At 40.6% G+C, this 12,188-nt stretch carries 9 protein-coding genes; 2 read left to right on the forward strand and 7 right to left on the reverse strand.

Annotated features, from left to right (window positions below; translation table 11 throughout):
- Nucleotides 1-16: 16 nt before the first annotated feature.
- The 6 genes from ACQY77_RS03995 to ACQY77_RS04020 all read right to left on the reverse strand — a co-directional run bounded on the left by ACQY77_RS03995 (nucleotide 17) and on the right by ACQY77_RS04020 (nucleotide 10,326).
- Nucleotides 17-1,570, reverse strand: coding sequence for a RagB/SusD family nutrient uptake outer membrane protein (locus tag ACQY77_RS03995; protein WP_421939278.1), 1,554 nt, complete (start codon nucleotides 1,568-1,570; stop codon nucleotides 17-19).
- A gap of 13 nt (nucleotides 1,571-1,583) precedes the next feature.
- Nucleotides 1,584-4,862 carry a SusC/RagA family TonB-linked outer membrane protein gene (locus ACQY77_RS04000; protein WP_421939277.1) on the reverse strand — a complete coding sequence of 1,093 codons (3,279 nt, stop codon included), beginning with the start codon at nucleotides 4,860-4,862 and terminating at the stop codon, nucleotides 1,584-1,586.
- Nucleotides 4,863-4,882: 20 nt separating this feature from the next.
- Nucleotides 4,883-7,162, reverse strand: a complete 2,280-nt coding sequence (locus ACQY77_RS04005; protein ID WP_421939276.1) for a fasciclin domain-containing protein — start codon at nucleotides 7,160-7,162, stop codon at nucleotides 4,883-4,885.
- Nucleotides 7,163-7,638: 476 nt separating this feature from the next.
- A complete protein-coding gene (locus tag ACQY77_RS04010; RefSeq protein WP_421939275.1) occupies nucleotides 7,639-8,094 on the reverse strand; it encodes a hypothetical protein in 456 nt (151 codons plus the stop codon).
- Between the two features lie 121 nt (nucleotides 8,095-8,215).
- Nucleotides 8,216-9,337, reverse strand: a complete 1,122-nt coding sequence (locus ACQY77_RS04015; RefSeq protein ID WP_421939274.1) for a sensor histidine kinase — start codon at nucleotides 9,335-9,337, stop codon at nucleotides 8,216-8,218.
- Between the two features lie 248 nt (nucleotides 9,338-9,585).
- Complete coding sequence (locus tag ACQY77_RS04020) at nucleotides 9,586-10,326, reverse strand: LytR/AlgR family response regulator transcription factor (RefSeq protein ID WP_428430121.1); 741 nt, start codon at nucleotides 10,324-10,326, stop codon at nucleotides 9,586-9,588.
- Between the two features lie 260 nt (nucleotides 10,327-10,586).
- Between ACQY77_RS04020 and ACQY77_RS04025 the strand changes: the two genes are divergently transcribed.
- The gene (locus ACQY77_RS04025) at nucleotides 10,587-10,829 is read left to right on the forward strand and encodes a hypothetical protein (RefSeq protein ID WP_421939272.1); all 243 of its coding nucleotides are present in this window, start codon (nucleotides 10,587-10,589) and stop codon (nucleotides 10,827-10,829) included.
- A gap of 239 nt (nucleotides 10,830-11,068) precedes the next feature.
- Here the strand turns inward: ACQY77_RS04025 and ACQY77_RS04030 are convergent, their stop codons facing one another.
- Nucleotides 11,069-11,479 (reverse strand): VOC family protein, encoded by a 411-nt coding sequence (locus ACQY77_RS04030; RefSeq protein ID WP_421939271.1) that lies wholly within the window; start codon nucleotides 11,477-11,479, stop codon nucleotides 11,069-11,071.
- A gap of 276 nt (nucleotides 11,480-11,755) precedes the next feature.
- On the opposite strand from ACQY77_RS04030, the gene ACQY77_RS04035 reads away from it, so the two are divergent.
- Nucleotides 11,756-11,980, forward strand: a complete 225-nt coding sequence (locus ACQY77_RS04035; protein ID WP_421939270.1) for a hypothetical protein — start codon at nucleotides 11,756-11,758, stop codon at nucleotides 11,978-11,980.
- Nucleotides 11,981-12,188 lie beyond the last annotated feature (208 nt).

A 12,188-nucleotide genomic window follows, 5' to 3' on the forward strand; every position in this document is an offset into this window, starting at 1 on the left:
ATTTTTTTGGTTAGCATTATTGATAAAATGGATTCTGAACCAGCGCTTTATTGGTTTGCAGTTCATATGAATAGATCGGAAAATAATGGCTCCGGTGGTCCTTGTATTTATTGATAATGGTTTGTTGCTTGGAAGGTTGTGCGGTAGCAGAAACAATATCGATCAGGATTTTTTCGTTTGCATAATTGTTTCTTTTTGCATTGCGCAGGATATCATACCAGCGTTTGCCCTCGAAAGCAAATTCGCGGGCACGCTCATCCATAATGTATTGAGATACATTGGCGGTAAGGGCCGGATCGGGCTGTTCAATAAATTTATCGGCCACAAAGGCCAGGGCGTTGCGCGAAGTTCTGATTTGGTTTACCAACGCAATGGCCGCGGTACCATTTGCAGCATTACCCGGTGCCAGCCACGTTAAAGCCTCTGCTTTCATCAGCAACACATCCGAATAGCGATAAACAAACCAATGTGTAAATGAGGTAGCCTCGGTTCTGAAATTGGTAAACTTACAAATAGCAGAATTTGCTTCGAACATGGATGTGCCATTACCTCGGATATCTTTATTGCTCAAATTGGCTAAATCCGTTCCGAACAAACCACCTTCGGCTATAAAGTCTGCCGCTCTAAATTCTCTGCCTGTTAAGCCAAACATGGGTGCAAAAGGGTTCAGTTTCTGGTTATCAAACTGAAACTCAAAAATGCTTTCTACCGAGTTTCCATTTAAGTATACGGTGTTATAATAGTCGGTTTGCTGCGTTCCTACGGGAAGTAAACGGTATTTACCTGATTCGATGACCTTATTGCAGGCATCAATACTTTTCTGGTATTCTTCATTCCAAAGATAAGCGTCTGCCAGGGCGGCATAAGCTGTAAATTTAGTCATCCTTCCCCTATCCTCAGCCATACTGCCATAGGTAACCTGACCATTCTCGGCGCCAAACTGAAGATCTTTAATCACCTGCTGGTATACTTCTGCCTGGCTGTTTTTGGCAATGGCACCAATCTGCGAATCGTTATATGTAGGTTCCAGTTTAAGGGGCACTTCGCCAAATGATCGCAGCAGGTAGAAATACATTAAACCGCGCAAAGCATGTGCCTCTGCCAAATAACCATTTAAGGCCGTTTGTGTTAAAGTTTTATCTCTTTCTATTACATCGGGGGCAAATTTGATTACAGTATTACAATAATTGATGGTTTTGTATACTGCTTCCCAATTCACTAATGTATTGGTAGAGGCAATCTGTGTACGCATAATATCGAACTCATCACGCAATAAACCACTCAATAAGGCTTCATCATCATCAGATGAAATTTCTAAACCCGGCACTACCATATCGCCACGCAACTCACCCCAGATAAAAAGATATTTTGCCAAAGGGATTTTGCTTCCGCCCAGAAGTGAGGCATAACAGCCCATAACAGAAGCATCTAACTGCTCTTTAGTTTGCCAGTATTCGTCACGGATCAGCCCGTCTTGTGGTTTTAAATCCAACCATTTCTTGCATGAAGTTCCAAACACACTGAGCAGTGTAATTAAAACCAATAAGGTATGTTTTATTGTTCTTTTCATATTCAGTGTCGATTTATAATCCAAGGGTTAAGCCCATTGTAAAAGTTTTTGATGGAGGAGTAAGTGCGCCATCGGCAGCATAAGAAAAGGGATTACTTGTCCCTACAGAGGTTACATCCGGATCCTGCCCGGTATACTTGGTCCAGGTGTACAGGTTTTGCCCTGTAAGGTAAATGCTCCCATTTTTAATACCTACCCTTTTAAGTAAATTCTGGCTGAAGTTATAGCGGACTGTTACTGAGCTCAGGCGGATAAACGATGCATCTTCTACGTAACGATCTGAGCCAAGCCAGTTGTAGCCCACACCATACAATGCTCTTGGCATATCGGTTACATCTCCAGGGTTTCTCCAACGCCTTAATACAGCGGTACTCTGGTTATTTACCCCATACATATTGGTGGTGGTAATTTTAGCTGAGTTTACAATCTCGTATCCGTAACGGTAGCTGAAAAAGGCCTGTACCTTCAGGTTTCCGTTAAAGGTTACACTTGGGCCAAAACCACCAGTAAACTTGGGTACAGAATTGCCCAGATAAACCATGTCTTTTTCATCGATGTTTCCATCGTGATTAATATCCTCATACATGGCATCGCCCGGCTGGAATACATAATCTACGGTTGGGTAATTGTAGCGCATGTAGACGGTTTGCCCGTTAGGACCTACAATTTCTTTCCCGTTCTGATCTCTGGCAATCGTAGCATCTTTATCGGTATAAACGCCTTTGTATTTAAATCCATAGTATGAACCAAAAGGATTACCAATGATCAGAAACGATTTATATTCACCCTGTGCGGGGAGGCCTATGGTACTTTCTCTTGGATAGAATTCAGAAATCGACTGGATAGCATTAACATTTCTCGAAATATTGAAATCGAAGTTCAGGATCCATTTCTTGGTTTTAATCGGTGTCGTATTAATTCCAATCTCCCAACCATCATTATTCATGGTACCAATGTTCATATCTATGGCATTATAACCAGAAGTAGTGGCAATGTTTAAATCCTCATAAAACATGTTTTTAGTGGTGTTTTGATAAATCTCAGCATCAATTTTAATGCGGCTATCAAAAAGCCACAGGTTAAAGCCCAGGTTTTTGCCCACCACTGTTTCCCATTTTAAACGAGCAAGTTCAATGTTGGAAGGATAAACTGCGGGCCTGCCGGCGTACGACCAGGTATAGGGGGTATAATTATTGAAATAAGCATAATTGCTGCCGGGTGCTTTACCACTGGCACCATAACTTAAACGTAAACTCAAATCATCTATAAAAGTGAATTTCTTCATAAATGGCTCGCCAGAAATTCTCCAGCGGGTAGAAATGCCCGGAAAAAGACCAAAGCGATTTTCGGGCGAAAATTTAGAGTTACCATCTACCCTCGCATTCATATTGATGATGTACCGGTCCAGAAACTCATATTGCGCCTGTGCCAGCAATCCCACACTTCTGGATTGTGCCTGAGCAGCATTTAAACTTAAACCACTGCCATTGGTAACAGACGGATTTGAGGGATCCTGCAATACTGATGATGCCGTATTTGATGTAGTTACCGAATAAGAAGCTGATTTGGTATCATTTGTCTGAAAAGAAAGCAAGCCTTGCAGATTGTGTTTTTCAGTCAAATGCGGGCGATAAATCAGGTTAATTTTAGATTGGATGTTGTAACTATCCCCGTCTGCATCAGAAGCCCTGTTTACCGTTGTTTCTGTACTTGGCTGCCCTGTGGCAATCTGTGGCAGGAAGGTTTTAGATTTGGTATTATTGATATCAAACTGTACATCTACAGTAGAAAATAAAGTAGAAGAGATATCGTATTGTAAATTGAATTTTGGTGTAATCCGCTCGCCAATTAAGTGGCTGGCTCCTTCATTGGCCATAGCCAGTGGATTATAAGTAGCTTTGTACCGTCCCTGGATATTGGAGATAGGAGAAAAGTAAGCACTGGTTTTATTGCCGTACTCATCAAACTCATAATCAGACATGTTGGGCATTTTGTTAATGGCCGTACTGCGTAAAGATTTATCGTAGTTTAAGTTATTGTCTACGTGGGTATAAGTTACGTCTGTTCTGAACCTCAACTTGCTGGATACAATGTAATCGAGGTTAATTTTAGCGGTAATCCTGGATAAATCGGTTCCTAAAGTTGTTCCTGTTTGCCCTAAATAGCCCACAGAAGCATAATACCTGGCCTTTTCGCCACCGCCGCTCATTGAAACGTTATGATCTTGGGTGTAACCGGTTCGGGTAATGAGCTTTACCCAATCGGTATTGTTGCTGTAGTTGTAGTAATAATAGGCATCTGAAGGGTCGTACTGGAAAGCTTTGTTCTGTCCGCCATTCCCTAAAAAATCTAAAGGCAATCCGGTAGCATTCATTACCGCTTCAGGAACAAGCATGGAGTACTGATCGCCTGTTAAAAATGGAATCGGGTTTGGCTGCTGTGCCATTGAACCCTTAAAATTATAGGTTACAATGGGCCTACCGCGCTCTCCACGCTTGGTATTGATTAACAGTACCCCGTTTGCCGCTCTCGAACCCCACACTGCAGTAGAAGCCGCATCTTTTAAAACGGTAATATCTTTAATGTCTGAAGGAGCAATATTGAGCAGTTGGGCATAGCCCTGCTCATCTGCAGTTCCAAAATTAAAGTCAGAAGGAATTTCTGTTTCATAAGGCATTCCATCTAATACAATGAGCGGTTCGGCTGAGCCGTTAATTGATGATGTACCCCTAATCCGGATTGACATCCCCGCACCGGGATCACCAGATGTGGTTCCAAAATCTACTCCTGATAAACGGCCGGCTAAAGCCTGATCGATAGAAGTAACGGCCAGTTCTTCTAAGGCCTTGCCGCTTACTGTAGCCGATGCAATAGTAGAGTTACGCTCTGCAATGTTTAATCCTGTTCCATTGTTCACCATCTTTTTAGCTGTTAGCACTACCTCTTGTAAGGTATTGTTGCTGGGCTCTAAAGCCACGTTGATAGTGGTGCGGTTAGCCACTACCCCCGCATTAAAACTGTTGTAACCAATGTAAGAAACCACTAATGTGTTTTTGGTATTGGTTACCCTGAGGGCGAAGTTTCCGTTGATATCCGTACTTACCCCTGTAATGGTTCTTTTATTTTGATCTACCTCGATAACAGAGGCGCCTATAATTTCTGATTTATCTTTCTTATCGGTTACTTTCCCACGCACGGTAACAGCCTGCTGTGCGTAAAGCTTACTGTGATAAGCCCCGATCGTTAAAATCAAAACAGATAGACAGAAAAATCTATATAGTAATATTTTCATCTTTATTTTATCTGTAAATGTTACTTATTGTAATTGAGGTAGCTGCTAATCGAATGGATTAGTGTGCGGTTAGATAACTGATTACTGGAGGCAAAATTAACCTGCGATGTACGTCCTGCCCTATCGGTGATGATGAGGTTATTACTCAGGTTCAGGATGTTGAGCAGGGTATTGTCTCCGGATTCGGTTTGTAAAAGGGTAAGATAGTTATCCGCTTTTTTCCCATCTACAGCAATAGATTCTCCATTAATAATGTGATAAAGAATGAATTTTCTTACCAGGTCTTTCTGTGCCTCATTGGTTGGTGCAGATGTAGGCAAAGCACCTGTAGCTTTTGTACCAGGCAATAATCCATCTTTAATTGCCTGGGTAATGGCTGCATTATCCGGCACCAGTAGGGTGTATTTATTGTCGAGCCCCGTGTTAACACCGGATATAGCTTTAGTGGTTGCGTTATATAAAGACGATGTAGATACAAACCAATAAAAAGAAGAAAATCGGGTCGGGTCACTTGTAGCCAGATTTTGCAGGTGCTGACCAACGTTTTTATCGGTAAAAGATAGCGGTGCATCCACATAATATACTATACCATTAACAGAAGTAGCATCTGTTTTAGTAATGTTAATGTCCACTCCGGTATCAACTGTTCCGCTGGTTTGAATTTTACCATTGCGGTAGCGTACATAATCTCCACTCTGACTTTCTACAATACCAGAACCGGATAAGTTGGTTAACTCCCCGGTTGGCGTTAGCAATACACCGGTTTTAAATAAACGGAAAGCATTTTCGCGATAAATCTGGTTATGGGAGTAACTGGCAGTTGGCGAAGTCCGATATCCCCAGGCTGTAGTGGTAGTACCAATGCTAGCCTCATTATATCGATAACCCGCAGCGGTAACTACAGCATCGGGCATTACCAATAAAGTTTGCCTCACTCCCGGTTGCGTCGTGTAAGCCTTCACCCCCGATGCAGCATCAGCGTAAGCCAGTAAAGTTAAATTGGTTGTGGGATCTAAATAAGGTACGCCATAAACGGTTCTGAATACATTAGAACTGTGTGCCTGGTTAACACCGTAAAAAATGGCATTGCTTAAAATCTGACGATCTACTGCATTTTCCAGTTGCAACGTACTGGTTTCTAATAAATAATTTTGTCCTAAGGTAAATTTACTGGGCCAAAGGGCTGTTGGCCACATGTGCGAATTGATAAAATCGATCACAATGCTCGGAGGCGTATTCTTAAAAAAAGAATTGCCATACTTGGCCAATATTTTCTTTCTATAGGCCTTCATTGCGTCATTGGTTGGCGCCATAATGGTCCAGCTCGATTTCTGAGATTCATTGGCCAGGTAACTGTTCAAACCAGGTTGCTGATAGTTTTCACTGTTGATAGAGAAAGCCAGCTGGCCACTATAGCCTTTTACATATACAGAATCTGCACTCCCTGTAGCTACAAAGTTGCGATGTGTTTGGTAGGCATTGGAAACATAGAATTTCAGGGAATCTAAAATGGCTTTAAACTCGCTGTAATTAGCATTGGTGCTGATATATTGATCTATACTTTTTAGCGGTAAAGTCACCTGATCAACTTCGTGGATCATACCATTTTCGGCACTGATATTCATATTAACTACGGAAGCCGCAGCAACATTAAAACCCGAATAGGTGGCGTTTGGATAAAACACATTGTAATCGCCCGAACTCATTCCACCTGTGCTCATGAATTCTGTGGTAAAGTAAGGGATGTACTTGTTGTTGTTGTCGCCATCTACATAGGCTGAAACATTTACGCCCCTTACTGATTGTACGTTGCGATTGGTAGCAACCACCTTATTTTTTACGCCATCTCCCTTCTGCTGTACCCAATCGTAGTATGCCGTTTTTCTTTTAAATGCAAAACCTATACCTGCCTCATTCCCTCCAGCCATTTGGTAGTTGCTCAACTGATCTTTCCGGTAGGCATTATAAACTAAAGCATATTTCACAATGGAGGTGGCCATAGAATCAGAGATATCAGCCGTCCCATTGATATTTTGTGCTTTAAAAAAGCGTTCAAAAGCTGCATCATTGGGTGCGAAGAACGTCCACCAACCAGTTTTGCTTAAAATGTCTTTGTAACCCGCCTTATCAATTACAGCGGTTAAGTGTTTAAAATTGCCCCGGGCTTCGAGCTGTTGGTAAATGGGTGCTCCCAATCCCTCCGGGCGTTCATAAAAGGCATCGAACTCATTCTTTTGGCAGCCACAGCATACAGCCAGAAAGAACAAAATACAACACCAACTTGTAAAAAGTCTGCTCATAAAATATTTGGTTAGTAGAGTTGCAAGTCCTCCAAACGAATAAATTGTGCTGGAACAACAACATGGAGTGGTTAACGCCAATGCTGTTTTTTTTGTAAAATAAATCCGGTATTTATTTTACAATTCAGTCCGAGTTAAATTTTATGGTTTAAGAGTTCTTTTATAGTTATGCGTTTGTTTGCATCACAAATCTATCGTGAACGAGTATTTTAAGTTTTCAAAAATTGACTTATTACTTTCGTTATTTGGTAAAAAAGGGAGTTTAAAGGGATTTAAACGCTAAAATGTATGGATTCCGAAGCTGAATCAGCTAATCTTTATCCTGGCATTGTTTGCGGTTTTAGTGATAAGTTTTGTCCAAAAGAGTGCTGAGCTAAACTCAACAGGACAGGTTTTTTAGAGAAAAAAACTGGCCTGTATTTTTACAGACCAGCGCAGACAGTTTCCTGTCTTATTGAGGGCGTGTAATAAAAATTTTAAGCGATGGCGAGATCATAATCTATAAGCGTGCGACTAAATAACTGGAGTATGCTACGGATATGATTTAATTCTGTAAGCAATAATTCTTCTTCCATCGGTTGACGATGGAGTTCTAAGATTTTTGTTACGGCTTCGCGATGATCGGTAAAGAGCAATACCAGTTTTTCAATCTGATCTGCATTACTGTGTACCAGAATAGGCCCTGCCGGGCTATTATTGGTACAGGCCCATGCCCCGGCACCTCCTGCCGACCAGATTTCTCTTGAGCAAAACAAAAAGAGCAGATTATCAAATGCATTGAGCATAGCACCATGCCGGATGAAATAAGCTAAATGTGCCGATATCCTTTTGCTCGGTTCTTCCCGCCAAAAGGCATCAAAAGTATCTCTGCAGGCACGCGCCTGTAAAACGCATTCTTCCAGTGCAGAGAGCATATCCTGTGCTTGTTCCATATTTCCCAAATCATTAAGACGAAAGACAACAGACAAATTTGCACTTGCTGGCGTATTTAAATCTTTGCCGGGTACAGAAAGGTATGTTTTCTACACAGAAGCTGGTAAATTGCAGAAGAAGTTAGTTGGGTTGAACCAGTTGTGTGCGTTCCACCTGATAGGCAATGCGGCTTAGCGGTATTGTTATCAAAGCCCTGAATTTACCCGCTGATTCACTAAACCGACAGCTGATATCTTTACCATACGCAAACTGCAAACGTTGCTGAATATTTTTAAGTCCGGAGTGCGTAGAATTTGAATTTCTTTGGATATTTAATGCATTTAAAGTCTCCAGTACCAGACTTTTTTCCTCAATCCTAGCAGAAATAAAAATGCCGGTTTCGGTATCAGCTACGTTACCGTGTTTAAATATATTTTCTACCAAAGTCATCAGTACCAATGGAATAAATCTGATTTCCATGACTTCATCACTAAAGTCAGTGATGATCGGCAATTCCATATTCTTTCTGAGCTGATAAAGATAAATCAGCTTGTCTACCTGCTCCATTTCATCGCCCAGTCGGATGTATTCATCACTTTCATTGGCGTCAACCGCATACCGCATCATAGCAGAAAGCGCCATAATGGCTTCTCCTGCTTCAGGGGAATCGAAATGCACATTTTGGTAAACGTAATCCAGTGTATTGAAAAGGAAATGAGGATTGATCTGTGCCTTTAGAAAATCATTCTGCGATTTCGATAAGGCACGTTTCATCTTTTCCTCTTCGATTATTTGCTGGAAACGCTCCCTTTCTAAATTTCCAGCCAAATTTCGCTGTTTCACATAATTATAAAGAAAATAGTAAGCGCAAGAAAAACCCAATATATATACTGCCCTGAAGATAATTTGAAAAGCGTAGTTCCAGGTTATCTCCATTACAGCTTTAATCGGAGCCATTCCGTACACCAATAGCACTTTATCCAATTCGAAATTAAGAAAGATAAAAATTCCTACCCATACCACTAAAACCAATGGAACCCTCCAGATTGCAGCATAGTTCCTCGCCAATCCCCAAGGTAAAAGGTAGTTGGAAAAACCATAAAAAAAGATTGCAATAAGTAAATAATGGGTACCATAAGCAATTGGATGGCCAAATTTCCCAAACAAAATTCCAACTAAGAAAACTTCATATACAATAAACACTGACCAAATGAGGAAGTGAATGGCATTCTTCTTAAACCACCTTGAAATACTTTTATTCATGCCTTTTCAGCTTTACAAATAGAAACCTAAACATACTGTGTAACAACTTTTTACCACTGATTTTACTGCGATAGCTTTCGTAAAAAAAAGTTATGAAACAGTCTAAAATCACACTAAGCCCTAAAAGGATATTCATCTTTAAATCCTCAAAAAAAAATGCCTATCTCGAATCAGAAACAACAACCGGAACCCACACTATTGTGACCACTAGTGGCATTGCCTTTAAGAATTAGCCACACTTTCAAAGGCTAGGCGTTCCTTCGTCTGGCCTTTAACAATTTCGAATCTACAAACTCGTTGAAGTACTTTCGGTAATAATCGCCTACACTGATTTTAATGCCATTGTGCATGACGATAGAATTTCCTTCAATATAATCGATATGATCTTGTGAGATTACAAAACTCCGCTGAAACTGCATAAATCCAGCAAAAGCCAACAGTTTCTTCGAAATTTCAGACAAAGTCATATAAGTTAAAATGCTCCGGCTGGCAGTATGTACCTGCACATAGTTCATTTTGCTTTCTACCGCTATAATATCGCGAAAATAAACTTTTATGAGTTTGTGGGTTTCATCCTTCGTTTTAATAAAAATGAAATCATCTTTATCAGTAAGCCCTTCCAGTTCATTTTCATCTTTTGGAAAGAGCTTATTGATCGTAGAAATAAACTTACTGAGTTGATAAGGTTTCAGCAAGAAAGCATCTGCATCTACCTCAAAGGCCTCATAACCATATTTACTATGGGCCGTGGTGAAGATTAGTTTATCCGTTTTTTGTCTTAATTCTTTGGCCAGTTCAATACCAGTGATGCCAGGCATATCTACATCCAGCAAAATCAAATCAACATCATCTCCTGCTGGTATTTCACGCAATGCCTTAACCGGGTCGGTAAAGGTTTTCACTATTTCTAGCTCAGGGATATGATCAATATATTTCTTCAGGCCCTCTATTGCATGTGGTTCATCATCCACAATAATGCATTTGTACATAATTCTTCTCTCTCGCACTGGCAATGTGGTTAGTTGGCTAATCTCGAAAACTTTTTCACAAAAATAGGGCTTTTCGTGGAGGAATTTTAAGTCTTCGTGTAAATAGTGAAATTATGCACTTTTGCGCTTAAGCATGCGCGTGATTAAAAAAAACGGCTAAACGCCCTTCAAATCAATCAATTGCCAGAAGGGAGAGTCTTCTGTATTTGGATATTTTTTATATTTTTACATGGGTAATCTATACCACTAAGAACGCTTTTATGGAAAACAACAATCTTACTCAGTACTCCATTGCCGAATTAATAAAACAGAAGAAAACCTTTACTGGTATTTTAGTTGGCTTTGCCATCATCATGCTATCTGCGAGCGCCGTACTTTTGTTCCTTATTTTAAAGCATAAAAACCTGGCACTAGTGGCCACTATTCCCTGTTTATTTGTAACCCTTTTACCAGTTGCCATCAGGTTAAATCAAATCAATACAGAAATAAAGTCGCGGAAATAAGGCCCAAAGTTAATGGTGTAAAAAATCTGCAAGCTTGTTTCCTGGCGTTGCATCATCCTGATGAATAAGGTATGGTATACGGAGAATCGTTTTTCAGGGTGATTTTATCAGGGTATTGAGTAGACGAAGACTAAATGCATCTTGTCATCCTGTACGCTAGAACAACAAAATACATTTAGCTTTTTCTTAAAAATGATAACATCCTGTTAGGTTATTATCAATTCTTGTTAACAATCTGATTACTGCATGGAATGGAAGCCAATCTGGTTTCCTTCAGAGTCCTGACAGATTCCACAGAATCCATACTGGCCAATAGGCATTTTAGGGGCAATCACTTTTCCGCCTGCGGCTTCTACCCTCCCAATTTCTACGGCGCAATCATTACAAGAAAAATAGTTCAATGTACCCCCTGGCCCGGGTTTATACATAGCCGATTTAACCAGCGCACCACTACTTCCTGCTGCATCCATATCTCCGGGAAAAAAGACCATTTCAAAATACTCGTCACTGCCTTCTTCTGCTTCCATGCCTTCAGGCACCGGGGCGGCTTCCATTTTTACAGCCAATACGGTTTCATAAAACTTCTGTGCCCTGGGCAAATCTGTTACATAGATTTCTGTCCAGCCTATCGGATTTCTAACTGTTCCCATAACTTTAAATGATTAATTTTTGTTGTATACTAAAGTTCGGCAAATAATTGCATGCTGGAAAGGGCAAACCCGGACAAACTGAAGGGCTGTTCGAGCCAGAAAGCATTTGCTTAAAACCAGAATTCAGGGCAATGATCGACTTTTTAAGGCATTTCCTCTACTGCAATTGCATGGAGGTAACATGTAAATTACATTTGAGTTACAACGCTTAGCTCTTTCCTGAAAGGTGAAGTCTAATCGTTCACTAACTAACCATAAAAACCAATAGTATACGATATGAGATACGGTATAGTAAGGAACATCGATCGCCACCTTGGCGAAGGCACCATTGAAGATATTAACCAACAGGAGATATCTTTTTCGCTGGCCGGAAAGGGAGAAATTTTATCCATTGGCCAACAAGTATGTTTTGAAATAGCCCTGGAAAAACAAGGACTCAGAGCGGTACGTATTACCCAAAGTACTGAATGGACGCCCATTCATGCGGGTTGCGCGAACTAATGCGAACCTGGCTCAAAAAAATTTAACACAGTAGCCTTAAAGCCACAAAAACTAAGTTTTTAATTCATAAAACCGGCAAAATAAACAAAGAGCCTTCCAAATTGGAAGGCTCTTTCAAATAAAATCGTCCCGTTGATTTAATTCTGCGCTAAAGATATCCAGCTTAGATAATTTCAACAATACTACTAAAGGAGTATTCTGATTAATT

The organism is Pedobacter sp., from assembly GCF_965279535.1.
Lineage (GTDB): Bacteria > Bacteroidota > Bacteroidia > Sphingobacteriales > Sphingobacteriaceae > Pedobacter.